The sequence below is a fragment of the Microbulbifer maximicatervae (SeqCode) genome, from assembly GCF_052467065.1.
In genome coordinates, this window is the sequence record NZ_CP174299.1 from 954,753 (window position 1) to 979,153 (window position 24,401).

The window sequence follows — 24,401 nt, forward strand, 5'->3', positions numbered from 1 at the left end:
ATGGAGTCTCCCCTCGCCGTTGTCGTCGGTATTCTGATTGCTACCGGCGTATATTTGATGCTTGCCCGCCACCTGTTGCACTATCTATTTGGCTTGGTACTAATTAGCAATGCCGCCAACCTGGCAATTTTTATCGCCGGGCGGTTGACTCGCGCCTCACCACCCCTGGTACCCGAGGGCCAGGAAGCCCCACAAATTATCGTTGCCAACCCCCTACCCCAGGCCCTGATCCTAACTGCGATCGTAATTGGCTTCGGCCTGCTGGCCTTTGCCCTGGCCCTGATCGCCCAGGCTTACCGTGAGCTGGGTACATTGGATGTGGATAGCATGCGTATTGCCGAGCCTGTGAAACCCAAGAGGAAGAAGACCACTTGAGTTGGTTATTGGCCCTGCCATTCCTAATCCCTATCGCCACGGCGTTAATCACATTTCCCGCTCGAGGCCGTAGATACCTTTGCTCTGGTATTTCGATATTGGGGTGCCTTACCGCCCTTTGCATTAACCTTTATATTCTTGTCCTGGTAGAAAGCCAGGGCCCTCAAGCTGGGCAAATGGGAGACTGGCAGGCTCCCTTCGGAATCACATTGGTCGCCGATCGGCTCAGTGCGGTAATGCTGTTGATCAGTGCCATCGTGGGTCTGTGTGTCTCTCTATTTGCCATTTCAGATATCAGTGAGAAGCGGGTGAAACTTGGCTTTCACAGTTTCTTTCAACTGCTGTTGGCCGGTGTCAGCGGTAGCTTTATCACCGGCGACTTATTTAATTTGTATGTGTGGTTTGAGGTGATGCTGATTGCCTCTTTCGCACTGCTGGTGCTGGGAGGTGAAAAAATACAGCTGGACGGTGGCATCAAGTATGTAGCATTAAACCTTGTATCCACGCTGTTGATGCTGACCTCTTGCGGGTTGCTTTATGGACTCACCGGCACCCTTAATATGGCACAGCTGCATATTTCTCTGGCCGAGGTACAAAATCCCGTCGCGATTTCAACATTGGCAGTTATTTTTATCTGCGCTTTTGGAATTAAGGCGGCAATATTTCCACTCTTTTTCTGGTTGCCCGCTTCATACCATGTTCCACCGGTCGCTGTAACCGCTGTATTTGCCGGTCTTCTGACCAAAGTCGGCGTCTATGCGCTAATTCGCACCTTTACTTTAATATTTCCCAATGATTTGGACTTCACCCGGGATATTTTATTGGGAGCTGCATTACTCACCATGCTGACGGGTGTTTTGGGCGCAGCAGCACAGTACGAATTCCGCAAGATACTCGCATTCCATATCATCAGCCAGATTGGATTCCTGGTATTGGGATTAGCACTGAACAGCCCTTTAGCATTGGCCGGATCTGTGTTCTACATGGTCCACAATATTGTGGCAAAGACAAATTTATTCCTGATTAGCGGTACTGCCCAGCGCCTTACTGGCAGTTATGAGCTCAATGAAATTGGTGGTTTATATCGCGCCAGCCCACTTCTCTCTACTTTCTTTTTTATCGCCGCATTTAGCTTAGCGGGGTTCCCACCATTATCTGGATTCTGGGCGAAACTGCTATTAGTCAAAGCGAGCCTCGACCAGGCCGCCTATATCGTCGCTGCCGTCGCACTGATTACCGGGGCGCTTACCCTGTTTTCAATGAGTAAAATATGGGCAGAGGCGTTCTGGAAGCCACACCCCCAGGAGCACTGCAAAAATTTATATAGCCTCAGCGGCGCAGAGCGCTTCCAGCGGCTGTTGCCAGTCGCGTTATTGGCATTAATCACTTTGGCTTTGGGGTTGGTTCCCGAGCCTTTTATCGAATACTCCCTGGGGGCTGCCGGAGAGTTATTGGAGCCTGATGATTACCTGAACGCCGTGTTACCAGGTACCACTCATTAACTTTGGGATGGATAAATAGAAATGCGTATTTTTCTATTAAATTTATTGCTCGCGATCAGTTGGTCGGCCCTGACCGGCAATGCTTCCATGGCAAATTTTTTCTTTGGTTTTCTGATCGGATTTCTGGCACTGCGAGTCTCACCTATATTACCCGGGGCACAGACTTACTTTACCCGCTTGCCCCGTTTGGCTCATTTATTCTTTTTCTTTATCGAGGAGCTTGTTTTATCCAGCCTGCGTGCCGCCTACGAAGTCTTTTCGCCCCGCTTGCAAAGCCGGCCCCTGGTAGTACGACTACCCATGGAGAGGCTCGATAGAAACCAGATTTTTATTCTCACTAATTTAATTTCGCTGACACCGGGCACTATGGTATTGGATGTCACACCCAACAATGATGCCTTAATCGTACATACTATGTTTGTCAGTGATCCAGAAACCTTTCGCGAGGAGATTAGGGAGGGATTTGAGAAACGGGTTAAGGAGGCCGTTTCCTGATGTTTCTCACTATTATCGATATTCATTCGCCACTGGTCACAGTAGCAATCAATATTGCTTCTTTTCTATTGTTACTCGCCCTGGTGATGTGCTTCCTGCGTATCGCTTTGGGCCCCACCTTAGCAGACAGGGTTGTCGCCCTGGATGTTCTCAATATTTTGGCGGTAGCCTACTGTGCACTACTGGCAATTGCCTCGGGACAACCCGTGTATCTGGACGCTGCCATCGCCCTGGCCCTGGTCGCATTTTTAGTGAGTGTGGCCTTTGCCCGTTTTATTGAAAAAAGCGGCTCGCGCACAGTCACCCACAGCCATAGGGATCATGATGACATTTGATGAAATTTTTATCGCTTTGATAATTCTGGTGGGCAGTTTTTTTGGGTTCAGCGCCGCTTTGGGCTTGCTGCGAATGCCGGACTTTTACACTCGAATGAGTACATCGGGAAAAGGGGCTACGGTGTGTTGCGGGTTATTGCTGGCGGGCGTAGCAATTCTTTTTAGTGACGCTCAGGTGACAGCCAGGGCCATAGCCGCCATATTGTTCTTATTACTTACAGTGCCAATCGGTGTACATATGATTGCCCGGGCGGCTTATCGAGCCGGCACTCCCATGTGGCGGGGTACCGGCTACAAACTCAAGTTCAAGAACCCGATGCGCAATATTCAGTAAGCACTAAATCTTCTCGCCGTAAAGTTCTTCAATCATACTTTCGCTGCGCTGACGCAGGTGCTCCATATCCGGGTCCTGTAAAATGACATGACCCATTTTGCGCCCAGGGCGAAGTGCTTTGCCGTACAGCCAAACACCATCGTTATCCTGCTTCGGAGCTACATCAACCCCCAACATATTGACCATCGCAACTGGCACCGGGCAGGCAGTATCGCCCAGGGGCATATCCAGTATCGCGTGGATATGATTGGCAAATTGGCTAGCCTCAGGGCCGACAAAGGTCCAATGACCGCTGTTGTGAACTCGCGGTGCCACTTCGTTGACAATCAGGCCGCTCTCACTGACAAAACATTCAACGGCCAATACACCCACATAGTCCCAGTCCTTCAGCAGGGTCGCCAGGTAACCCTCTGCGGCCTTGAGCAGCTCCGGGTTGTCGTAGGGAGCGGTGGACAGCAGTAAGGTGCCGTTGCGGTGGCGGTTTTCCGTCAGCGGATAAGCTTTGATTTCACCGGATGCCGAGCGAGCACCGATAATGGAGACTTCACAGGCGAAATTCACCCCAGCCTCAACCACACACTCCTGATCACCAGCTTGGGGAATGGCAGCATCCAAGTCTGCAGCACTCTTCACACACCATTGGTTCTTGCCGTCGTAGCCATTTTCACAGCTCTTAATAAACGCCGGATATCCCAGTTGGTCGACCGCTTCCCGCAGCTCTTTTTCACCCTGTGCTGCTGCGAAAGGTGCAACAGGCAGTCCAGCGTCTGTGAGTGCTCGCTTCTCACGCAAGCGGTGCTGGGCCTTCTCTGTAATATGCGGGTCCGGATATACCGGACAGAAGGGCTGAAATGAGCGCAGCAAGTCCACACTCACTTGCTCTCTCTCACTGGTGATCACTTCCGGGCGTCCCAATGCCTGATACAAGGCCTCAGGGTCCTGTCCCGGTTCCATCTCCACGATAGTCCCCAGTCCCTTCACACAGTCGGTGTTTTCACCGGTCTCAGCCAGGAAACTGAACTCCACTCCGAGGGGCTGCCCCTCTTGAGCCATCATCTGTGCCAACTGCCCACAGCCAATAATGGCAACTCGTCTCTTACTCACAACGATCTCCTATCACTCAACCGTGATCGGGACTTGCTCGGTCTGGCGCTCACGCCAGGCGATCAGGCGCTTCTGCAATTCCGCATCAGCCAAAGACAACATCTGCGCAGCCATTAAACCTGCATTGTAGGCACCGGAAGCACCGACCGCCTGGGTTGCTACCGCCACACCGCGAGGCATCTGCACAATGGATAATAAGCTGTCCATACCCGTCATAAAGCGGCTCTCAACCGGCACTGCGATCACAGGCAGGGGAGTCAAAGCAGCGATCATACCCGGCAGGTGGGCGGAGCCGCCGGCGCCAGCAATAATCACTTCGGTACCGGATTCGTGGGCACGGCTGGCAAATTCAACCATGCGCTGGGGAGTTCTGTGGGCCGAAACCACAGCAGTAGCAAAGGGAACTTCGAGCTCTTCCAGAGGCTTAGTCGCGTTGCTCATGGTGGCCCAATCCGAGCGGGAACCCATTACGATAGTGACTTTTTCAAAAGGAATCGGCTTCACTTGCGATTAACTCCAATATTGAACGAGCGCCAGATAGACGGGAATCGCCACCAGCACATTGAAAGGAAAGGTAACTGCCAGGGACAAAGTGATGGACACACTAGCATTGGCCTGCGGCAGGGCAACGGACATAGCCGCAGGCACAGCGATATAAGAGGCACTGCTACCGAGCACCGCGAGCAGAAAGATACCACCAGGCGACAAACCCAACAAACTCCCCAAGATACCGCCAGCGGCACCGCCAATCAGCGGCATAAAAATGCCGAAGCTGAGCAGGAAAGCACCCTGCCCTCTAACATCGGCCAACCGCGCCGCAGCGACACGCCCCATTTCCAGCAGAAAGAGCGCCAATATGCCATGAAACAGGGTCCCAAACAAAGGCATTACTGAAGCGGTGCGCTCTCCAGCCCAGGCTCCGATAACGATTCCCCCCAGGAGCAACAGTACTCCCTGGTTGCAGGTGACCTCGTGAAACACCCGGCGCTTGCTCGAACTGCCCATCGATTGCCGTGCCAACAACATGCCGACAATGATTGCCGGGACTTCAAGAAGCGCTACAAACAGAGGGAAATACGCTTCGTATTCAATATTCTGTGACTGTAGCAGGGCTACAGCCACCGCGTAGGTGGCAACACTGACAGACCCATAGTGCGCCGCCGTTGCCGCCGCATCCACACGTGACCACTTGCCAATCCAGCGCAAGATAGGGAAAGCCACCAGGGGTAACAGGGCACCAAAAGCCACCACCGCCAGGGACTGGGGAACCAGGGTGGCAGCGGAATACGCACTTAAAGCAGCACCACCTTTCAGGCCGATGGCGATTAGCAGGAAGATAACGCAGCTCTGGTAAAGACCTTTGGGTAAACGCAGGTCACTGCGAACCAGCTGGGCAAAGGCGCCCAGCAGAAAGAAACCAACAACAATATCCAACTGCATCTCTATCGCTGTCCCCGGCGCTGTCTGGAGCGATTATTGGAGATACGTATACGTTTCGGGGTTTGCTGCGCCATCAGCCAGTAAGCAGCATTGGCCAGAACCACCACTAGGCCTACAGCCATCAATGGAACCCCGTTCATACCGGCAAGATTTACTGACAAGCCTGCGCATAAAACTAACAAGCCGACAACCACGCCAAAGAAGAGTTGTGATCTCTGCATTGATAATGCCCCCACTGGTTATTGAAATTGACGCATTATCGGAATTGCTATTGATAGATAAAAATAGATATTTATTATGTAAACTATAAATTCAAACCTATACAGGTGATTTTGTGCCCCTAACTCGTGCCCATGCCCGCATTGGAACCGTTCGACAACTGGAGATCCTGCTCTGTGTCTATGAGTTGGGCAATATCAGCGCCGCAGCCAGAAAGCTGCACCTAACCCAGCCAAGCGTATCGATGCAACTGGCCAAACTCTCCGATGCGGTGGGTTTACCTCTGTATTACTCGGTGGGCAGGCAACTGCAATTTACGGAGGCCGGGCAAACCCTGGTAGAAAGTGCCCGGGACATCCTGAAGAGTTACGAGTATCTGGACCTGAAACTGGCCCAATTGCGAGGGTTGGATACCGGCAGCTTACAACTGGCAGTAGTGACCACCGCCAAATACTTTATCCCCCACCTGATCGGGGAGTTTTATCAGCAGCATCCGCGACTGGATATCCACTTCAGGGTGGGCAACCGCCAACAGATCATTGATTACACTGGTGAGGATGAAGATGACTTCTACGTATTCAGCCACCCTCCAAAGAGCCAGGACCTGGAGCTGGTGGAGTTTCTACCCAACCGCTTACTGGCGATAGCGCCTGAGAACCACCCACTGGCCTCCCGCAAAAAAATCTCCCTGCAAGAATTTGCAGGCTGTCAGTTCCTTCATCGGGAGGAGGGCTCCGGTACACGCCATGCCATTGAACAGTTCCTGCGCAAACGCAATGTAGACCTCAAGCTCCGTATGACCATTGAGAGCAATGAAGCCATTAAGCATGCGGTTATGTCCGGTCTGGGGGTCTCTATATTATCAGAGCATACCCTGGCATTTGGCGGACGCGCAGGCTTGTCAATTCTCGATGTCGAAGAGCTTCCTATTGTCACCCACTGGTATTTGGCTCGACGCAAATCACGTCCGCTGTCACCAGCAGCACAGAAGTTCCTGGAGTACGCCCGCAATCTGGAAAAGGTGCCCCTGGGTAACCTCCCATAGCCCAGCCTTATCATTGGAAAAGAGGGAAAGAATACACTGCACCCAAGACTCGCAGTGGAAATTTCCCTGTAAACTCGAATAGACACTTATACCCCCAAAGGCACCAAGCGCATTATTCTTTCTCTCCTTATAAATTCCCTTCTCCCTGTAAACCTAGCTAGATAATTTAGGCCTCAAATTTTGAAAAATTCCCTGCGGTCTTTTTCAGTCCTGCTACTTTTTGGGGTACTTGGCCCATGCACTGCCAATAATTATCAACCAAAGCACCAATGGCAGATAAGCTGTTTTGCCTGTGTCCGGATTTTCAGAGATGGATATCGAGATGACCGCAAAAGGAATTAATAAAGGAATTATTACTCTACTTTTCACTCTCTCAGCACTATCGACCCATGCCCAGGATGATTGGCGTGATATCGAATGGGGTGAATTTATTGTTCGTTTTGGCCTGACTTATGTTCAGCCAAACGATGAGGGCACAGCGCTTAAATATAGAGTTTTACAACAATGGGATTTATACAATAGCAGTTGGCAAATCGACACGACCCATGCATGGCAAATATCGGGAGTGTGGCGGCCCAGCGATCGCTGGGGCATAGAATTAATGCATATTAATGGCGCCAGCTATGGTACAAAACTGGATAATTTCACCGGCAACCCTGGGCGAAACCAAATCCAGCTCGGCGACTTTAGCACTACAACGACAATGGTTTTCGGCAACTGGTACTTCTTAGATCCATCCTATCGCGCTCGCCCCTATATCGGTGCAGGAATCAATTACACCAATTTCCACACCGTTGAAATCAGCCGCCAGTTTAACGAATACCTGATAGATTCAGAGCTCTCGGTCGCACCGGGATCATTTAATATGGGGCACTCGTGGGATTGGGGGCTGCAAGCCGGCCTGGATTATATCTTTGATTTCCGCGACTGGAGATATCCTCTACTACTTAACGCATCCGCGATTTATTACCTGGCAGACACCGATGCCACTATCGACTTCCCCACTGAATTGGGTAGGGATCGCCTCTATGCCCATTTTGACTACAACCCCTGGATCATAAATTTCGGGGTGGGTATTAAATTTTAGTTATCGAAGAAATTTCATACAGTTGGGCGACAGCGAATACTCTTAAAATTTGAAGTTATTTCATACACGAGCTGCGTTGTCCCCAACTATAACTTTGTCGCTAAAAACCTAATTGGTATTACAACTATCTGGCACAATAAAAGGAATAACTGTGTCCCCCCAAAAAACTGGTTTCCAGCTTTCTTCTGTAGGATTCGTAAAAATATTCCTACTCATTATGACGCTTTCTGCACTGCTTGTTTTTAGCCGCAACTCTCTAGCACAATGCAACCCCGGCAATAGTGGCACCTCTGCCGCAGATGAAATCACCTGTGACGAAGACAATGACCCCGATGGTGCGGACATAGAAACTTATGCCGGCAACGATACCATCATTCTCAACGGTGGGACGGCGGAAAATGTACTTGCGGGAGAGGGAGATGACGAAATTATTATCACTGGAGGAGTTGTTACCTTATTTGCCGACGGTGGCGCTGGCAACGATACGATAACTCTCGACGAGCGATCCAGTGATGTAGGGAATTATCTCGGGGGAGGAGGCATTCATGGAGGCGATGGAGATGACACCCTGATTCTACTCGATGGGCTGTCCTTTCACGTCTGGGGAGGAGAAGGAAACGATACCATCACCTTGGATGGAGGGTTCATTTTTAACTACCTGGATGGCGGAAACGGCGATGACTACATCTATTGGGATGAGGGCATCAGTAACGAAATTCGAGGCGGCTCCGGATCAGACACCCTACTAATAGATTCACACTCTTTCGATGGAGACGTAATACTGGATGGTGGTGATGATCTCAGTGCAAATGATGGTGAAGTCGACAATTTAATATTTAAATTGGATTACTCCGTTGATGGGACTCTTCTAAATAACTGGGAAAGAGTCGTTATCTGGGGAAGCTCCAAAATGACATTCACTGGCAGTTTAGCTGTCGGAGGAGGTCTCGATTCTGAAGGAAATTCCCTCGGCCTGGATATTCGCTGGGGTGGACAGGCATTTTTTGATAGCGACAGTTATGTAATTTCAGGAGATGTATCCAATAGTGGAACCATTGATCTATCCAACAATAGGTTCAACACCCTCACCATAGCCAAAGACGATAATGGAAATTATGGGCAATACCGCTCTAATAATGGGCGCCTATGGGTAGACGCCGTCCTTGAAGATGATTTTTCACAGAGCGATCAACTAATTGTGGAAGGAGACAGCTCTGGCACCACCACTATCTCTGTCTTTAACCGCTCAGGTAAAGGAAAGCGGACAGAGGGCAATGGTATTAAGGTGGTTTCCGTCAAAGGCGAATCAAATGCACAATTCACCCTGGCAGGGGACTTTGTCAGTAAAGATGATCAGCAGGCAGTGATAGGTGGAGCCTATGCTTACACATTGCACCAGAACGGCGCAGGAGGAAGTGATGATGGCAGCTGGTATTTGCGTTCAACTGTGGATAACTCTTCGGTATTTCCTGAAGGCGGTATGATTCGCTGGCAACCTACTGCAGTACTCTACGAAGCCCTCCCGCAAATTCTCAGAACACTCAATATTCCCTCTTCACTGCGCAGCCGCCTGGGCAATCGCTATTGGGTAGGCACAAGCTATTTGGACTTGGCCAGTAGCGAGTATAGCGATGCCCAAGAGCAGGCAATTGATAATCGTGGACTTTGGATCAGGAACTCTGCCCGACATATTACTCTTGATCCCAATGAGTCCAGTACCCGTGCAGACTGGAAACAGACTTACTATCAAGTACAAGTGGGCTTTGATTTACCAATACAAGTCTCCGTGTTTGGAAGCCAACTTATTGGCAGCGCCGCTTTGCACTACGGAGATTCAAATAACGATGTGAGTTCATTTTTTGGTGATGGCTCAATCGATGCGAGTAACTACGGCGTCAGCGCATTTGTCACCTGGTATGGATTGGATGGCATTTTTATTGATAGTCAACTTAAGCTAAATTGGTTTGACTTTGAAATGGATGCCAGGTCACTACGCGAACTCAATAATAGCGATGAAGCATTTGGTTACGCCTTGTCTATCGAGGGCGGAAAGAGTTTTAAACTGCATGATTACTATTCCTGGACACCCCATGCGCAATTGATTTACACCTCGGAGGAAGCCAATAACTTGCAGGATATCTATGCCGTACAAGCTACAGATATCAATAACAATGGCTTCCTATTACGCTTGGGAACCATCTTTGAAAAGCGCAAGAGTCAACGTAAGAGTAGTCGCAATATGTATGGCTCAATTCCCCTGGAAAGGTTCTCTCTATTCGCAACTCCGAGCCTTATTTACAATATCGACCAGAGGACCAATTTACTCGTATCGGAAACCCGACTCAGTCAAAAACCTGATACCTGGTACGGTGAATTGCGCTTGGGCGCGAGCTACGATGAGTGCGGTGATCACTGTTCTATCTATTCAGAAATTTATTACAGTAGCAGTTTGGAAAACCTGGGGAATAGTTTTTCCGGAGGCTTGGAATTAGGATTTCGTTATAAGTGGTAGCAATTTGAGATTAAACTGAAAGCCAAATATTAACCTTAGAGTGCGACAACTACATTACCTCTAGATTAAGCAGCGCCTATTCACTCTAACAGTAACTGAGATAAATTATATTCAGAGAATACTCTGCGTATTTTCTTATCGTTACCACACTTTCCCTTTAAATTTTGTTTCTTCAAGCCGCTAGCCTGACACCCAGGGATTGTTAAAAACCTATCCCTCCAGAAACGAACATCTGGCACTCTTGCACAACGGACTCCTTGCCTCATACTCATGGCTTTAAGCCAGATATCATCCGCATTAGGACATAACTCCAAAAACTTATCTTTATTCAGAACATCGGGATGTAAAGAGCCGGGATAATATAAAACACCCCCAACTCCAGTAGGAAAAACGCGATAAGAAGGTTTGATATTCATATTGCACTTCCAAGTTTCCCGCGTTGTCCTCCATTTATTGTAAGGCAATATATTGCCTTTTTTATCAACACCTATCCTGTGAGCTCGATGACAGAAAATATGTGACGGGAACTTTAAATATGACTGATACAGCATATCGATGGTATCCATCGGGTAGAGGATATCGTCATCCACCGTGACTATCAAGCTATCAGGAAATTTTTGAAGCGCGTAATAATACTTTGTGTAAGGTCCTAGATCTTCATCAACAAATTCAATTCTCAACCCACGATCCACCTGCCTCATTAAAATATTGGGCAACATATAATCTGGAAATTCTTTGGTCGACAGCCAAAGTACAATTAAATCCGCCTTTAGCGACTGCTGAAATAAACTCTCGATACACAAATGGATATCATGGATTCGCTTTCCATAGCTAGTCAGAGAAACAACAATACTGTGTTTAGCCGCATTACCTACCCCAGAATCACTACCACTGAGGGTCGACTGCTCCAATATTCTCTTCCAGACTAGAGCATCTAATTTTAGGTTGTTGTTGATTGTATTTTTCTTGCTGCGCTTCGCCGTAAAACCCTTGAACATATTGACTTTACAATCTGGGGTTGAGACAACTCAATGCCTGGTTTTAGACATATACCTAAAAAAGATATTCAGTAATCCGTGGCCGCACATTAGAATTATTGAAATTCATAGTGCAGTAACAGAAATTGGTATAGGCGAGCTCAATTTTCCAAGATCGACCACACCCTCAATAGTAAAGGTATGGTCTAGTTTTCGGTAAATGCAACATTTACTACCCTACTTCACCTGCTCCTTCCGTCTCAGAAGCCAGTTTTTTCGTTGCACCACGGCGACCATATAACGCCAAAAGAACGCCAGATGGGAACATCAATACACCGTAAACTGCTGAGGGCACGGACATCTCACTCGAGTGTAAGAGCGTGAGGGTTACCATCATTCCGATGGTACTGTTCTTAATACCGAGTTCCGTTGCAACCGCAACCCCTTCCCGCTTTGGCAGGCCAGCAACCCGGCTGATAAGAAGCCCCAATAGCACACCACAGAGATTCAATAGAATGACCGAGGGTCCAGCTTGAACCATCAAGTCTGCAAGGCGATCGCGAATTCCCCAGATAAGGCCTGCTACCAGTGCAAGCAATACAACCCCGCCAAAAATACTGACTATTCCCTCTGCGCGGCGAGCCAGGTGCGGTCTCCAGGCACGAAATAGCATCCCTATCACAACAGGCAATAGGACAATACTGGATAACATCACTACTGTACTGGCGAATGGCAGAGTTATAGTCTGGTCAGCGCCGAAATAAGTTCGAAGCGCATAATTTGCGAAAAGCGGTAAACTGGCAATAGTAATCAGGCTGGCAGAAACTGTTAATACAATAGAAAGCGCCACGTTGCCGCGAGCCATCAAGGTAAACAGGTTCGATGTTGTGCCTCCCGGACAGGCGGCAATAATGACTAGGCCAACAGCAATGGCCGGTGGTAGATTTAATCCCCAGCAGAGGCCAATTGCTATAGCTGGCATCAGGAGAATTTGGGTAAAAGTTCCGATAATAAGGCCAATGGGCTTTACCGTTACCTGATGGAAATCCCTGGCAGTTAGGGTCATCCCTATTCCCACCATGATGATAAACAGCGAGATAGGCAAGCCGATCGAAATAAGGGGACCTGATTCCACGATTTTCTCCAGTATCAGTCACTGTAAGAAAAATACCCGACCAAAATCAACTTCCAGAATACAGCTGGCACTGGAGATGGATAACGAAATCAAGGCAGAAACTTCACTGCCAGAGGACTTATTTCGACATCGGTAATTCGCTGATTTTCTTGGTGCTCGGATCGATTCTTATAAGTGTAATTATTATTTTTAGTTCAGATGGTAAAGCAATCATAGATGACTTCACCAATCTGTCTTGTATTTTAGCAATATACAGAAGTTTAATGACTCAGGAAACGATACAGAAGGCCATGATTTCCTCCCTAAAAAGCGGACAGGTAGATAATTGGGACAACTTAATGTGGTCCGTGAGAAGTTCGGATATTCCCACTAGCGAGGGCTCCGTTACAGCTTTTAGTGCAGCTAACCAACTCCCCTGGCTTCTACCCACGCGACGAAAGTCCCTATTGGAATACTTTTCCTGCCCGAAAGTAAAAGATGTACTTTCCCCTGAACTGGATAATTACCTGCACGAACTCAGCCTCAATAAACCCAATAACCGCTTGGGCACTTACTTTGAAAGGCTCTGGTCATTTGCCTTTGACAAACACCCCGACTACCAGCTGCTCTACCAAAACCTCCCTCTAAGGTCTGGCGGCAAGACACTGGGGGAACTCGACTTCGTCGTGCAACACCTGCCCAGCAATCAGTGTGAACACTGGGAGATTGCCGTAAAATTTTATCTCCAGGTTACCGATATCCATTGGGTAGGGCCCGGAATCAAGGACCGACTGGATATCAAACTGGCAAGAATGGCAGATCATCAACTGCCACTGATTGACATGCCGGCAGTTCAATCAATGCTGAAAGAGCACGGCCTAGAGATAGATCGCCAGTGGGCGCTAATGCCCGGGAGACTATTCAAACCCCTGGATACACTTCACCGGCCCTCCAGTCATGATCTTTGGTGGATATCGTTATCCGAGTTTCGGTCATTCTCCCTGAGCCAGGCAAACCGCAGTGCTCTCGAGTGGCTGGCGCTCCCCAAGCAAGCCTGGCTGGCGCCTCAGAGCAGCACCACCGGCATGACTGCCGATCAATTGCTAGAGGCGCTGCTGTCCGAAAGCTTTACCCACCCCCTGTGCATCGCCGCCGTCGATAAAAATGGCGAAGCCTGCAGAGGCTTTATCGTGCCCGACAACTGGTACCAAAGAGCCAAAAGTAGCTTGAGCATATAACCAGCCTCTCCCCAGATCAGAATCAGGGAGCCTCTGCTGGCCTCACATTATTTTCTAAATTGGTGATTGACATAGATCAATTTACATTTACAATTTTCAGAAATTTCTGAAACTTAAGAAGTAAATGAAACTATCGAGTCAAGCCCAGGCATTCGTACTGCACTTTGGTGAAATGGGTAGCCGCTGGGGGTTCAATCGCACGGTGGGGCAAATGTTTGCCCTACTCACCATTCATCCCACGCCACTCAATGCCGAGCAATTGGCCCAGGCCCTGAAGATCAGTCGTGGCAATGTCAGTATGGGGCTCAAAGAGCTACAGGCCTGGCGCTTGGTTGAGCTGCACCATCAACCGGGCGATCGCAAAGATTATTTCACTGCAGCTGGGTCAATCTGGGACCTCGCTCGCACTGTCTTCGAAGAGCGCCGCAAGCGAGAGCTCGACCCTACATTAAGTCTGCTTCGCCAGCTGCTGCTCAATGAGCCCCAAGATGAGCTGGATGCCCAGGCACAGGAAAAAATCCAGGAAGTTTACAGCTTGCTGGAGCTACTCGAAGAATTTGCCAACACACTCAGCAAGCTAGAACACCAGGACCTGCTTAAATTGATGAAGCTAGGCTCCGGTATCGTCAAGCTACTGGAACTCAAAAGTAAGATGACAGGTGGACAGAACACCTCAAACTAGCGAAAAAAACGCTAGTACGAGGAATATACCGCTGCACTCAAAGCGAAATAACACCTTCATCTGAAGCACTTATTCCGGGGAGAAACCCATAGGGCCAAATCCATGGCTAAAAGCCCCGGCATATTTTTAATCCAGCAGCCCATAGTGCTGGATTAAAAACGGCACAAGGCCGTGCCGCTGCCGATCCAAAGTCGGCTCCTGCAGGATTGTATACGCGGGAACACACACCTGCCTCTATATTTTCTTGCAGTGCCGATTAGCACAGGAAGTGCTAATCGGCTCACTGGTTCAAAGATCTCAGACCAGCAGAGGCTCTCATGCTAGATACCCTGATCCTTTCCAGGATACAGTTTGCCGCAAATATCAGCTTTCATATTCTATTTCCAACAATCACCATCGCACTCGCGTGGATCGTTTTCTTTTTTAAATTACGCTACGACCAAACTAATAATCCGGTCTGGATGCGCGCATATCGTTTTTGGGTAAAAGTCTTTGCCCTGACATTTGCTCTCGGCGTAGTGAGTGGCATCACCATGTCATTCCAGTTCGGAACAAACTGGCCCGGCTTTATGGCCCAGGTCGGCAATATCGCCGGCCCGCTTCTCGGATACGAAGTACTTACTGCATTCTTTCTCGAAGCAACCTTTCTCGGCATTATGTTGTTTGGCATTAATAAGGTGCCAAGCAAAATACATACTTTATCTGCCTTTATTGTGGCAACAGGAACCACTCTATCGGCTTTTTGGATTATCGCTCTCAACTCCTGGATGCAAACACCTGCCGGATTCGATTTACGGGATGGGGTCGCCTACCCGGCAAGCTGGATGGAAATTATCTTTAACGCCTCTTTCCCCTACCGACTTACACATATGCTGCTGGCTTCGGGTTTGACGGCATCTTTCTTTGTCGCGGGGATTTCCGCTTATCGGATTCTTAAAGGAGACCCCAAACGCGCGCCCCGGCTCGCCCTTAAAACAGGACTGATTCTCGCTGCCATCTTTATTCCGATTCAAATCTATGTGGGTGACTTACACGGACTCAACACTTTTGAGCACCAACCTCAAAAAGTCGCCGCAATGGAGGGAGTCTGGGAAACAGAGCGCGGTGCGCCCCTGCTGTTATTTGCGATACCCGACGGAGAAGAAAAAACCAACCATTTGGCGATCGGCATTCCCAAGATGGCCAGCCTTATCCTTACCCATGAGTGGGATGGTGAGATCAAGGGAATAAATGAATTCCCCGATAATCACCCACCGGTAGCCCCCGTATTTTTCGCCTTCCGCATTATGGTCGGCATAGGCATATTGATGCTGCTAACCGCTTGGGGAGGGGTCTATCTATTGCGTAAAGGTGAGCTGCCTCGCTGGATGCTCAAAACCCTGGTCGCGATGACATTCTCCGGCTGGATAGCCACTTTGGCCGGTTGGTATGTCACAGAAATTGGACGCCAACCCTGGCTCGTAACAGGAGTACTGAAAACCGCCGACGCTGTTACTCCAGTACCACCTTCTCATGTCGGTTTTTCCCTAACCCTTTATCTGGTTGTCTACGTGATATTGCTCTATGCGTACATAAGAACCCTGAAAGTGATGGCCCTGAAGTCTGTAAAAGTCGAGGAGTTTGAAACTCAGGAACTATTCGCCGGCACTAGCTTAACCAACCGCCCAAAAGATACCGAGAAAAATGACAAGGGAGAAGGCAAATGACCGGTAGCGCTTCTGCAGCGGCCTATTGGCTGCCTGTCGCCTTTGTCGCCCTTATGGGCCTGGCGGTAATAGTCTACGCAATTCTGGATGGCTACGATCTTGGTGTGGGCATTTTGCTCCCCATGGGAGAAGAGGAGGAATCGCAGCGGGATACCATGATCGCATCCATTGGCCCCTTTTGGGATGCCAACGAAACCTGGCTGGTACTGGCAATCGGTTTGCTCCTGATTGCATTCCCAATCGCACACAACCTGGTGTTAATGCACCTATATATACCAGCTGCGATTATGCTGGTCGGGCTAATCATGCGAGGAGTGGCATTCGACTTTCGTGCCAAGGCTGCCATCGACAAAAAACTAACCTGGGATCGAACCTTTAAAGCGGGGTCTATTATTACCAGCCTTGCACAGGGGTACATGCTGGGGCAGTACGTGATTGGCTTTAAGCCCGACTGGTCTGCACAGCTTTTTTCAGCGCTCAGCGCTCTGGGAGTTACCGCCGCATACGCCTATATTGGCGGCGCCTGGCTGGTTCTTAAAACCGAGTCGGAGCTGCAAAAACGAGCGACTACGTGGACCCGTTACGCAGGGCGGGCCACCCTGCTTGGGGTGGTTGCAGTATCGGCCATCAATCCTCTGGTAAACCCAACAGTATTTGACCGATGGTTTACCTACCCTCTGGTTATGTTTGTACTACTCGTCCCCACCCTGTGCTTTATTGCCTTTGTCTCCAATGATGTTCTGCTGGCGAGAATGCCTAAGCCTGCGGACAGACATAAAGCGGTTCCTTTTTTTACCGTCGTTGTTATTTTTCTGATGTGCTTTGTCGGCCTGGCTTTCAGCTTTTTCCCTGATATTGTTCCCGGCCAACTAAATATTTGGCAGGCAGCCAGTGCCACCGCCTCATTAAAATTTATTCTTGTGGGTGCGGTAATAGTAGTTCCCGTCATCCTCGCCTATACCGTTTTCTCTTATTACGTCTTCCGAGGAAAGGCGACAGAGCTACATTATCACTAGCTGCATTTCCATTCGGCTGGCAGAAATACCTGCTAGCCGAATTTAATTAATTAATGTGGAACTACCCCACAAATCAAACAAGTTCTTCTTGCTCGCCTGAATTTGGTACGATTATAATAATCAATTCCAAAAGACAATTTTTTACATGGAAGTAAAGCGTATGCTAGCCCATGGCCAGTACCGCTTGTCTATAGGGGGAGGTAATTTGAACCAAATCGATCGACGAGCTATCAGCCGGCGCGACACTGCCAGTCCGCGCAAACCACAACGCAAAAATGGTCGGGAGAAGTATGAAAAGCTTCTTGACGCCCTTGAAGTATTAATTACTGAACAAGACTCTACGGATATTAGCCTCGCAAACCTTAGTCAGGTTGCAGGTGTTCCAGCAGCGTCTGTTTATCATTTCTTCCCAAGTGTAGATGCCAGCTTAACCGCCCTGGCCGAGCGTCACTATAAGTCTTTCGGTGACGTAGTATTGGGCCATTCGGATTTTTCTCCGTCAGAAAGCTGGCAGGATATGCTGAATCAGCTGTGCGACCTTGTGCGCGGCTACTATGAAGAGAATCTCGCGGCACTAAAAGTACATTTTGGACCTCAGTCCAGTTGGGCATTACGCCAACTACAAATGGAAAACAATTGGCGCCTGGCAGATACTCTGATCAAAAACCTGTCTCGGGAGTTTGAGTTGCCACCCTCTCAGGATTGGCGAGACCGGTTTATGTGTGCCATCAACATTAACGACTCTTTCTGCTCCCAGTCTTATTCCCGCTTTGGGAAAATAACAGAAGACTCCGCAGCAGAGGGGAAACGGGCCGCTGCAGCCTACTTAAAGCTCTACCTCGGTGAGCTTTTGCAGCGGCGCCAATTGCGCTTTGCCCCACTGGAGGCTTCGGCCTAAGCCCAGTAGCAGAACCGCAACAAAAAAGCCCGACAAGTAATTGTCGGGCTTTTTTGTGCCCGTCACTTCCTCCCAGCCCTCTGTTTAAGCCTCACCTGACTAACAATTACCAATAATCAAAAAAAAGAGGGTAAAAAATATTTGCTAATAAAATAGCTTCAACTTTTATATATATCAAATGGCTATATACAGACTTATATTAACTTCACTTTATAACTATGTTGATTAAGGGAAGCAGCGCTAGAATTGCATTTTTGTGACTGGCAAGACTGAACCTACACTTCATTAACTAATATCGATTGTGGAGGTCCCTTATGCCCATTGCTTCACACGAGCTCTCGGTGGATTTCCCAGAATATGCAGACACAATCAAGCAGCTCATCGAAGACGATATTCAATTCAAACTTGAAAACGACATTTACAGCAAACTGGATAAACAAATAAGAGGCCTTCAGGATAGTGGTATTGGCACCGACGACGATCACTATTCCAGCCTCAAAAAACAAAGAGCCTACTTGAAACAGCACCTCTATAACCGCATTACTTCAGTGATTACCCATCACTAAAGTACGCGTTAACAGTTGCTCGTAGCAGCACTGGCGGTCACTGCAGTTGCTGAAAGGGCACGCAGCCAAAAAGAGCTTGGCCTATGCAACTGTACCTGACCTTTTCCTCCCCATTTGCGCGCAAGGCGCGCATTGTTGTGCAAGAACAGCGCCTGCACTCTGTGGTAACAGAGCATTTCTCTCACCCCTTTCACAATGACGACGAACTTATTTCCAGTAACCCCTTGGGAAAAGTCCCCTGCCTAACCCTGGATAATGGCTCCTCGATCATTGACAGCGAAGTCATCTGTGCATTTCTTGATAAAAGCTTAGGGGATGGTCACTTATCTGCACCACTGGACAACAATTGGGACCTCTATACTTTTCACAGTGTCAGCTCTGGATTAATGGACGCAGCAGTGCATCTGCAAATGGAAAAGCTGCGTGCACGGGAAGAACTTAGGTCTGATTTTTGGTGGCAGCGCTACTTCAGTGCTATTGAGAGATCTCTAGATTACCTGGAAAATCACCTGGACCGATTACCCGCCAGTCTTAGCTTGCCGCATATTAACTTGTGCTCAGCACTATCCTATCTTGATTTTCGCCATGAAGATTTTGACTGGAGAAGTGACCACCCGAGACTTATGGCCATATCAGAAGATTTGGAAAAAAGTGAAAGCCTGAATAAGTGTCAGCTACACGAATAGTTACAGAATGCGGAATACCAACAAGAATAAGTTATCCCGCTATTTGTTCTGAACAGGTCAAAATACTGAGTAGTAAACTATTGTGTCAGGTGGAAAGGACACTCTACAACTGAGACTCGCTGTGATTACATCTCGGTAAGCTCGGAATCGGCATTCATTCTTGATGCGTTACTACAGCGCAGCGCATTCCTCATTTTAAGGCGCCGTGACTCCATCAGCAGAATGTAGTCTATTTTAATTAATATAAATGCCACACTTTTTTACTAGCCTAATCCCTTTTGGAATACTCCCATGGCCAAACAACCGAAGAGTACTCTTTGGATAATCCTGCACAGTGTGGCCATTGTTGCAGTTTTATGTAGCCTGCTAACGGGGCTCCGTATCTCCACATTAACTAAGCCAAGCATTGGAAATATCGAAGAACTGTTACCCCAGGGACATATTCATGATATTCACTTCTTTGTAGCAATTGTTACTTCAGCCATCCTTCTCTGCTACTTATCCTATAAAGTAACAATTAAAATAAAAAATACAAACTCGCAAAGCAAACCTCATAAAACATCAATTAGCTACCATAGGGTAGTAACACGCATTGGCTCATTTTTTTTAATACTCATGATCTTAAGTGGCTGGATTTTATTTATTGGTTCCGGCAATCCTTCTATCTTTCGCCAGGCACACTTTTATAGTGCTTTTGCGATCTTATTCTATATATTCCTTCACGCTGGCGTTTACCTAACAACCTATGGCCTGAAGACTTTGAGTTATTTACTTCCCAATACTCGATCGGGCTATCGAACTTCAATTTTCACCTACTTATCTACCGGCTGTATCACTTTATTACTTTGGATTATTGTTACAAATAACAGTTACCACGATCTTACAGTTGAGAAAATACGTCCGGAAACCTTTATCAACATAGATGGAATCCCCCAAGAATCCGCATGGTCCTCAGCCATATCACTTAAAATCCATACTGACGGAGGTGCTAACTTTATTGATGGTAGCTCAACCGTCAACTTGAGAGCCTTGCATAACCAACAAGAAATATTTTTTCATATCACCTGGGAAGACCCTACTGAAAGCCTGAAACACCTACCACTGAAAAAAGTAGATTCTGGCTGGGAAATACAACAGCAAGGTTTTCAAAATTTTAATGAAACCCGTCACTATGAAGATAAGTTTGCCATCCTGCTCTCCAATTCCTGTGATTTCGGTGCTTCGGGAACCTCTCACCTGGGCCGCAAACCATCAGCACAGTTGCCCGCAAATTGGCATGGCAAGGGCTACCATTACAGCTCATCCGATGAAATACACGATCTCTGGCACTGGAAAGCAGTAAGAACCAATAAAATGCACCTGGCAGATGACAATTATGTTGGCAAGCCTGATATTGTAAGGCCAGGAGCACGCCGCTATACCGCAGGATATCTCCAGGATGGCAAAGAGTCCGGGGCATACTTAATGAACTGGAAGTGGTACTCCGCAAAAAACGTTACACCAAAACGACTACCCAAAAGTCCCTCCAGCCTGACGCCATATCAAAACGAGGATACAAAAAGCGATTGGACTATTTCCTGGTTTGATTACCAGCCATACACGGCTGAAGATGACAATTATCCTATCAATACGATTATGCCTTCAGTCCTCTATACCTCAAATCGCTTTGAGGGAGATCGTGCCGATGTAAGGGCCTATGCTGTTTGGCAGGACGGCTACTGGTCTATGGAGCTGGTGAGAAAATTAGATACTGGATCAGCGTTAGATGTAGCAATAAAAGACGGTATTTGCCTCTGGGTTTCTGCCTTTGATCACTCGCAAATCGCCCACACTCGCCACGCTCTCCCCGTCAAAATCAAGTTGGCAAATCGGTAATGTTTGTGCGCATATTTTGGGTATTCATTTTTCCTGCAGTCACGGTCTGTGCAGTCATACTGCACCAACCATCACAACCTCTGCCAAGGGAATACCACTTAGTTAAAATTGATAAAAATGGGGAGCCTATCGAGGCTTGGGCAGGCCCCTGGTCCTGTATCTGCGATACCGATACAGGGCTTCTTTGGGAAGTAAAAACCGACGACGAAGGAATTCACGATGGAAGGTGGACCTATTCATGGTATCAATATGAAGAAGGTATAGAAAATAATGGAGATTGTTATTTTGAAGAAGAGCGGTGTGATACCGAGGATCTGATTCGCAATACCAATCAACAGAAATTGTGTGCAACGCAAAACTGGAGGCTCCCCGATATTACAGAGTTACGATCCATTATCCTGCAGGAGAGTAGATCTGGCAGACCTCTAATTGCGACTGAATATTTCCCGAAAACTCAAAGGGGAGATTACTGGACCCGTAATTTTGACAGGCCTTTATACGATGTTTACCAGTACCTGAAAACAGGGGCGGGGGCAGTTAATTTCATGAACGCAGAAACTATCACAATTCCTTATAGAAACGCCGCTTTTGTACGCTTAGTCTCCAACCATTCAACCGCCTGTAATAATAATCCCGAATAATTCCGGCGCGCTGCATCCAGCTTTCACAACTAACTTTTCAAATTGCAGCGCCTTCAGATAATAACCACTACTTACAGGAATCCCCCATGAGACGGTTCTTAAGCACTGCTTTTGCTTTCTCGACTCTATGTTTGGCAATTGATGCCAACTCAGCGACCAAATATCACAGATTGGCCTGGGATGGCGATGCCTCTACCAGTGCTGTCATTGGATTTTCACCGGACGGTAATAGCAATAACCCTTATATCAATTTTGGCTACTCAACCAATGAAAATAGTTGGAGCAGTCGAGCAGTTGATGCCGCAGCTACGTTCGACGGCAGCTTAAATAGCTACTTTGTAAGACTGGAAAACCTGACACCGAATTCAGAGGTTTATTACCGGGTCTGTGACCAGGATGGCTGTGGCGATCGTTTCTGGTTTAAAACTGCACCTGACGATGAGTCCCCATTTGTGATTATTGCTGGAGGCGATACCCGCACCGGACACACAACCCGGCGCGAGGGGAATACACTGCTGGCTAAGATCCGTCCACTGGCTGTTATGCACGGCGGCGATTTTACTAACGCCAACAGTGCATCAGAGATGGATGAGTTTTTACAAGACTGGACCCTGACTTATTCCAGCGATGAAATTGATGGGTATAGCTACCAACGCATTTACCCCTTAATTCCCACCCATGGAAATCATGAAGATGACAACTACTCCACTATTTGCCAGGTATTTGGTGTCGACTTCAATGCAGATAGTAGCTGTAGTCCCAGCGATACTTACGGCGCCGTACAGATTTCCCCCCTCTTACGCGTCTACACCCTAAACAGCCAATTTCAGGAAAGTGGCTGGTCATCCTATGCAACGGCTATGAACAACTGGCTGGAAGATGATTTAGCTACAAGTGGCGCCTACAGCAATTGGCGTTTTGCCCAATATCACAAGCCCATGTTCCCCCACTACAGTGGCAAGTCCGATAACACCACATTATTCAATTGGTGGGCAGAGCCATTTTATGACTACGCCATGAACCTAGTGGTCGAGTCAGATACCCACCTGACCAAGCTCACTGAAGTTGTCGCCCCGGGCAATAGTGATTTTTCTACCAGTGATACCGGAGGCACTGTCTATGTGGGTGAAGGCAGTTGGGGGGCACCGGCCCGTTCCGCCAATGATGCCAAGTTTTGGACCATCGATATGGCCAGTATCCAGCAGTTTAAAGTGATACAAGTTAGTCCTGATGAGCTGAGCGTCCGCACGGCCCAATTTGACGACAGCGCCAGTATCCTGACCCGTGAAGATCGCGCCAATGACCCCCTTGCTTTACCAGAGGACATCAATTGGTGGAGTGCCAACCGTATTGGCGAAGCTATGGTTCTCGCACAAAATAGTGTTGGCAGGAGTGTCATTGTCGAGGATAGCAGTGACAACGGTGAGGTAACCCTACCCGTAGCAGATGATGCCTTTATCTCTTCCCGCTATTCATCCAGTAATTTCGACAGTGACTCAGACGGGCTACTAGCAGATGGTAGCGATAGTACCTACGGAACTCTCTACTCATTAATCAAATTTGACCTCTCCAATATCGCCAATTGTTCAGCAATAAATTCAGTTGAGCTTGAATTAAATATTACCAACCGCTCCACCAACAATTATGGAATTTACCTGGCCGAATCTGACTGGGACGAAGAATCAGTCACTTGGGATTCAGTCGGCGGATCGGGGGTGCTTTCACAATTGGCAGCCAGCTTTATTCCTTCGTCCACTGGAACCCTAACCCTGGATTTAAGCTCCTCTGGTATTCTGGAAGACTGGCTAAACGCTGAAAATACCGGGATGGTCATCGCCGCGCAAAATGGAAGCAATGGCGTAGATATCTCATCAAAGGAAACCGGTATTGCACCAGCCCTCAAGGTGGTTGCAGACTGCAGTGACACTGTCAGCGAAAAGATATCCCAAGTTGCCTCAGATGATGTCTTTATCTCCTCCAGAAAGGAAGATGACAATTTCGATGGTGACAGCGATGGACTTCTCGCCGATGGTAGCGATTTGATCTACGGCACAATGTATAGCCTGATTCGCTTCGATTTATCCGGTTTAAGTTGTCAGCAATATATTGATGCGACACTCGAACTGAATGTCACCAATACATCCAGCAACAGCTATGGCATATATATGGCGACACAAAGCTGGCGAGAGGAATCCGCTACATGGGACTCTGTCGACGGCAGCTCGATTCTTGGGCTTCAGGTGGGTAGCTTTACGCCCTCTTCTACTGGTCGACACCTAATTGACCTGGGAGCCTCCGGTATAGTGGACCGCTGGCTCAACGCTAGTAATCACGGCCTGGTGATCGCTTCAGAGGGAGGCATTAATGGCCTCGATATAAGCTCCAAAGAGAGTGGACAGAGCCCTCTCCTGACAATGCAGACAGTCTGTAATTAATACTTTTTGGGCTCTCCCCAGGGAGAGCCCAGTTTCAATAACAACTAACTTACTGATTTCTTCATGCACTACTTTTGAGAAGGCAATAGCTATTCACCTTGAAGCTAATAAACCCTCAC

At 48.2% G+C, this 24,401-nt stretch carries 24 protein-coding genes; 18 read left to right on the forward strand and 6 right to left on the reverse strand.

Going from position 1 to position 24,401, the window contains the following annotated elements; all coding sequences use genetic code 11:
- From ACJJI1_RS04320 to mnhG, 5 genes are read left to right on the forward strand one after another with little or no spacing between them, the layout of a single operon-like run.
- Positions 1 to 375, forward strand: coding sequence for a Na+/H+ antiporter subunit C (locus ACJJI1_RS04320; RefSeq protein WP_444907269.1), 375 nt, complete (start codon positions 1 to 3; stop codon positions 373 to 375).
- Complete coding sequence (locus ACJJI1_RS04325; RefSeq protein WP_444958644.1) at positions 372 to 1,877, forward strand: Na+/H+ antiporter subunit D; 1,506 nt, start codon at positions 372 to 374, stop codon at positions 1,875 to 1,877. Before ACJJI1_RS04320 ends, ACJJI1_RS04325 begins: the two co-directional genes overlap by 4 nt.
- Before the next feature lie 21 nt (positions 1,878 to 1,898).
- On the forward strand, positions 1,899 to 2,372 hold the full coding sequence (locus tag ACJJI1_RS04330; RefSeq protein ID WP_413663317.1) for a Na+/H+ antiporter subunit E: 474 nt from the start codon (positions 1,899 to 1,901) through the stop codon (positions 2,370 to 2,372).
- Complete coding sequence (locus ACJJI1_RS04335; RefSeq protein ID WP_413663318.1) at positions 2,372 to 2,707, forward strand: cation:proton antiporter; 336 nt, start codon at positions 2,372 to 2,374, stop codon at positions 2,705 to 2,707. Before ACJJI1_RS04330 ends, ACJJI1_RS04335 begins: the two co-directional genes overlap by 1 nt.
- Positions 2,697 to 3,041, forward strand: coding sequence for a monovalent cation/H(+) antiporter subunit G (gene mnhG, locus ACJJI1_RS04340; RefSeq protein ID WP_413663319.1), 345 nt, complete (start codon positions 2,697 to 2,699; stop codon positions 3,039 to 3,041). Before ACJJI1_RS04335 ends, mnhG begins: the two co-directional genes overlap by 11 nt.
- Positions 3,042 to 3,044: 3 nt before the next feature.
- Here the strand turns inward: mnhG and ACJJI1_RS04345 are convergent, their stop codons facing one another.
- Genes ACJJI1_RS04345 through ACJJI1_RS04360 form a run of 4 tightly spaced genes read right to left on the reverse strand, consistent with a single transcriptional unit; the run spans position 3,045 to position 5,806 of the window.
- Positions 3,045 to 4,145 carry a 5-(carboxyamino)imidazole ribonucleotide synthase gene (locus ACJJI1_RS04345; RefSeq protein ID WP_444958645.1) on the reverse strand — a complete coding sequence of 367 codons (1,101 nt, stop codon included), beginning with the start codon at positions 4,143 to 4,145 and terminating at the stop codon, positions 3,045 to 3,047.
- Positions 4,146 to 4,157: 12 nt separating this feature from the next.
- Entirely contained in the window at positions 4,158 to 4,649 is a 492-nt protein-coding gene (gene purE / locus ACJJI1_RS04350) for a 5-(carboxyamino)imidazole ribonucleotide mutase (RefSeq protein ID WP_282931253.1), read from the reverse strand.
- 6 nt (positions 4,650 to 4,655) lie between these two features.
- Positions 4,656 to 5,585, reverse strand: coding sequence for a sodium-dependent bicarbonate transport family permease (locus ACJJI1_RS04355; RefSeq protein WP_282931252.1), 930 nt, complete (start codon positions 5,583 to 5,585; stop codon positions 4,656 to 4,658).
- 2 nt (positions 5,586 to 5,587) lie between these two features.
- Positions 5,588 to 5,806 carry a hypothetical protein gene (locus ACJJI1_RS04360; RefSeq protein ID WP_444918188.1) on the reverse strand — a complete coding sequence of 73 codons (219 nt, stop codon included), beginning with the start codon at positions 5,804 to 5,806 and terminating at the stop codon, positions 5,588 to 5,590.
- 113 nt (positions 5,807 to 5,919) lie between these two features.
- On the opposite strand from ACJJI1_RS04360, the gene ACJJI1_RS04365 reads away from it, so the two are divergent.
- The 3 genes from ACJJI1_RS04365 to ACJJI1_RS04375 all read left to right on the forward strand — a co-directional run bounded on the left by ACJJI1_RS04365 (position 5,920) and on the right by ACJJI1_RS04375 (position 10,448).
- Complete coding sequence (locus ACJJI1_RS04365; RefSeq protein WP_444940755.1) at positions 5,920 to 6,849, forward strand: LysR family transcriptional regulator; 930 nt, start codon at positions 5,920 to 5,922, stop codon at positions 6,847 to 6,849.
- A 322-nt stretch (positions 6,850 to 7,171) separates the two neighbouring features.
- Positions 7,172 to 7,936 carry an OmpW/AlkL family protein gene (locus ACJJI1_RS04370; RefSeq protein WP_444958646.1) on the forward strand — a complete coding sequence of 255 codons (765 nt, stop codon included), beginning with the start codon at positions 7,172 to 7,174 and terminating at the stop codon, positions 7,934 to 7,936.
- A 151-nt stretch (positions 7,937 to 8,087) separates the two neighbouring features.
- The gene (locus tag ACJJI1_RS04375) at positions 8,088 to 10,448 is read left to right on the forward strand and encodes an autotransporter family protein (RefSeq protein ID WP_444958647.1); all 2,361 of its coding nucleotides are present in this window, start codon (positions 8,088 to 8,090) and stop codon (positions 10,446 to 10,448) included.
- 80 nt (positions 10,449 to 10,528) lie between these two features.
- Here ACJJI1_RS04375 and ACJJI1_RS04380 read toward each other — a convergent pair whose 3' ends face one another.
- Together ACJJI1_RS04380 and ACJJI1_RS04385 are read right to left on the reverse strand one after the other, a co-directional pair.
- Positions 10,529 to 11,446 (reverse strand): glycosyltransferase family A protein, encoded by a 918-nt coding sequence (locus tag ACJJI1_RS04380; RefSeq protein WP_444958648.1) that lies wholly within the window; start codon positions 11,444 to 11,446, stop codon positions 10,529 to 10,531.
- 211 nt (positions 11,447 to 11,657) lie between these two features.
- A complete protein-coding gene (locus ACJJI1_RS04385; RefSeq protein WP_444892036.1) occupies positions 11,658 to 12,560 on the reverse strand; it encodes a bile acid:sodium symporter family protein in 903 nt (300 codons plus the stop codon).
- Between the two features lie 263 nt (positions 12,561 to 12,823).
- On the opposite strand from ACJJI1_RS04385, the gene ACJJI1_RS04390 reads away from it, so the two are divergent.
- The 10 genes from ACJJI1_RS04390 to ACJJI1_RS04435 all read left to right on the forward strand — a co-directional run bounded on the left by ACJJI1_RS04390 (position 12,824) and on the right by ACJJI1_RS04435 (position 24,282).
- Positions 12,824 to 13,777 (forward strand): DUF1853 family protein, encoded by a 954-nt coding sequence (locus ACJJI1_RS04390; protein WP_444958649.1) that lies wholly within the window; start codon positions 12,824 to 12,826, stop codon positions 13,775 to 13,777.
- A gap of 124 nt (positions 13,778 to 13,901) precedes the next feature.
- Entirely contained in the window at positions 13,902 to 14,459 is a 558-nt protein-coding gene (locus ACJJI1_RS04395; RefSeq protein ID WP_282931244.1) for a GbsR/MarR family transcriptional regulator, read from the forward strand.
- A 317-nt stretch (positions 14,460 to 14,776) separates the two neighbouring features.
- Entirely contained in the window at positions 14,777 to 16,165 is a 1,389-nt protein-coding gene (locus tag ACJJI1_RS04400; RefSeq protein ID WP_444896088.1) for a cytochrome ubiquinol oxidase subunit I, read from the forward strand.
- Positions 16,162 to 17,181 carry a cytochrome d ubiquinol oxidase subunit II gene (cydB, locus tag ACJJI1_RS04405; RefSeq protein ID WP_444915521.1) on the forward strand — a complete coding sequence of 340 codons (1,020 nt, stop codon included), beginning with the start codon at positions 16,162 to 16,164 and terminating at the stop codon, positions 17,179 to 17,181. Before ACJJI1_RS04400 ends, cydB begins: the two co-directional genes overlap by 4 nt.
- A 205-nt stretch (positions 17,182 to 17,386) precedes the next feature.
- The gene (locus tag ACJJI1_RS04410) at positions 17,387 to 18,079 is read left to right on the forward strand and encodes a TetR/AcrR family transcriptional regulator (RefSeq protein ID WP_413663333.1); all 693 of its coding nucleotides are present in this window, start codon (positions 17,387 to 17,389) and stop codon (positions 18,077 to 18,079) included.
- A 314-nt stretch (positions 18,080 to 18,393) separates the two neighbouring features.
- A complete protein-coding gene (locus ACJJI1_RS04415) occupies positions 18,394 to 18,645 on the forward strand; it encodes an HP1242/YdcH family protein (protein ID WP_282931240.1) in 252 nt (83 codons plus the stop codon).
- Positions 18,646 to 18,728: 83 nt separating this feature from the next.
- Positions 18,729 to 19,331 (forward strand): glutathione S-transferase N-terminal domain-containing protein, encoded by a 603-nt coding sequence (locus tag ACJJI1_RS04420; RefSeq protein ID WP_444958650.1) that lies wholly within the window; start codon positions 18,729 to 18,731, stop codon positions 19,329 to 19,331.
- A gap of 291 nt (positions 19,332 to 19,622) precedes the next feature.
- The gene (locus ACJJI1_RS04425) at positions 19,623 to 21,206 is read left to right on the forward strand and encodes an ethylbenzene dehydrogenase-related protein (protein WP_444958651.1); all 1,584 of its coding nucleotides are present in this window, start codon (positions 19,623 to 19,625) and stop codon (positions 21,204 to 21,206) included.
- The gene (locus ACJJI1_RS04430) at positions 21,206 to 21,847 is read left to right on the forward strand and encodes an Lcl C-terminal domain-containing protein (protein WP_444958652.1); all 642 of its coding nucleotides are present in this window, start codon (positions 21,206 to 21,208) and stop codon (positions 21,845 to 21,847) included. Before ACJJI1_RS04425 ends, ACJJI1_RS04430 begins: the two co-directional genes overlap by 1 nt.
- Before the next feature lie 86 nt (positions 21,848 to 21,933).
- A complete protein-coding gene (locus tag ACJJI1_RS04435; RefSeq protein WP_444958653.1) occupies positions 21,934 to 24,282 on the forward strand; it encodes a DNRLRE domain-containing protein in 2,349 nt (782 codons plus the stop codon).
- The last annotated feature ends 119 nt before the right edge of the window (positions 24,283 to 24,401 follow it).

Excerpts from the sequence above, each read along its gene's own strand:
- ACJJI1_RS04415 (WP_282931240.1), top strand. The coding sequence starts at position 18,394 with ATGCCCATTGCTTCACACGAGCTCTCGGTGGATTTCCCAGAATATGCA.
- ACJJI1_RS04430 (WP_444958652.1), top strand. The coding sequence starts at position 21,206 with ATGTTTGTGCGCATATTTTGGGTATTCATTTTTCCTGCAGTCACGGTC.
- cydB (WP_444915521.1), top strand. The coding sequence starts at position 16,162 with ATGACCGGTAGCGCTTCTGCAGCGGCCTATTGGCTGCCTGTCGCCTTT.
- ACJJI1_RS04380 (WP_444958648.1), bottom strand. The coding sequence starts at position 11,446 with ATGTTCAAGGGTTTTACGGCGAAGCGCAGCAAGAAAAATACAATCAAC.
- ACJJI1_RS04335 (WP_413663318.1), top strand. The coding sequence starts at position 2,372 with ATGTTTCTCACTATTATCGATATTCATTCGCCACTGGTCACAGTAGCA.
- ACJJI1_RS04360 (WP_444918188.1), bottom strand. The coding sequence starts at position 5,806 with ATGCAGAGATCACAACTCTTCTTTGGCGTGGTTGTCGGCTTGTTAGTT.
- ACJJI1_RS04435 (WP_444958653.1), top strand. The coding sequence starts at position 21,934 with ATGAGACGGTTCTTAAGCACTGCTTTTGCTTTCTCGACTCTATGTTTG.
- ACJJI1_RS04420 (WP_444958650.1), top strand. The coding sequence starts at position 18,729 with ATGCAACTGTACCTGACCTTTTCCTCCCCATTTGCGCGCAAGGCGCGC.
- mnhG (WP_413663319.1), top strand. The coding sequence starts at position 2,697 with ATGACATTTGATGAAATTTTTATCGCTTTGATAATTCTGGTGGGCAGT.
- ACJJI1_RS04320 (WP_444907269.1), top strand. The coding sequence starts at position 1 with ATGGAGTCTCCCCTCGCCGTTGTCGTCGGTATTCTGATTGCTACCGGC.
- ACJJI1_RS04395 (WP_282931244.1), top strand. The coding sequence starts at position 13,902 with ATGAAACTATCGAGTCAAGCCCAGGCATTCGTACTGCACTTTGGTGAA.
- ACJJI1_RS04370 (WP_444958646.1), top strand. The coding sequence starts at position 7,172 with ATGACCGCAAAAGGAATTAATAAAGGAATTATTACTCTACTTTTCACT.
- ACJJI1_RS04330 (WP_413663317.1), top strand. The coding sequence starts at position 1,899 with ATGCGTATTTTTCTATTAAATTTATTGCTCGCGATCAGTTGGTCGGCC.
- ACJJI1_RS04400 (WP_444896088.1), top strand. The coding sequence starts at position 14,777 with ATGCTAGATACCCTGATCCTTTCCAGGATACAGTTTGCCGCAAATATC.
- ACJJI1_RS04355 (WP_282931252.1), bottom strand. The coding sequence starts at position 5,585 with ATGCAGTTGGATATTGTTGTTGGTTTCTTTCTGCTGGGCGCCTTTGCC.
- ACJJI1_RS04390 (WP_444958649.1), top strand. The coding sequence starts at position 12,824 with ATGACTCAGGAAACGATACAGAAGGCCATGATTTCCTCCCTAAAAAGC.
- ACJJI1_RS04425 (WP_444958651.1), top strand. The coding sequence starts at position 19,623 with ATGGCCAAACAACCGAAGAGTACTCTTTGGATAATCCTGCACAGTGTG.